Here is a 281-nt window from a genome sequence, read left to right as displayed (position 1 = left end):
TTTTTGCGATCGGGTCGGCATCGACTGCTATCGACTCAGCTACCCCTGCTGCCGCAACTCCGGCGGCCCCGGGGCGGCATCAGGAATAGTGGCTATGTTCAAACGCATATTAGTGGCCAATCGGGGCGAAATTGCGGTTCGAATTATTCGCGCTGCCCGCGAAATGGGTATTGAGACGGTGGCAGTCTACTCGGAAGCCGATCAGCAGTCGTTGCATGCGCACCTCGCTGACTATGGCGTCTGCATCGGCCCAGGTTCTTCAAAGGGCAGCTATCTTAATA

Annotated in this window: 1 protein-coding gene; it reads left to right on the top strand. The window is 56.6% G+C overall.

The genetic code is table 11. From position 1 onward, the window contains the following. Positions 1–94 precede the first annotated feature (94 nt). Positions 95–281, top strand: a 187-nt coding sequence (locus K6T82_RS24395) for a biotin carboxylase N-terminal domain-containing protein (protein ID WP_276572846.1), incomplete at its 3' end; no start/stop codon positions are given.

Origin of the sequence: Flavobacterium potami (assembly GCF_020026915.1) — a bacterium.
Lineage (GTDB): Bacteria > Bacteroidota > Bacteroidia > Flavobacteriales > Flavobacteriaceae > Flavobacterium > Flavobacterium potami.
The sequence above is the reverse complement of the archived record's forward strand: the minus strand, read 5'-3'. Positions and strand labels throughout refer to the sequence as shown.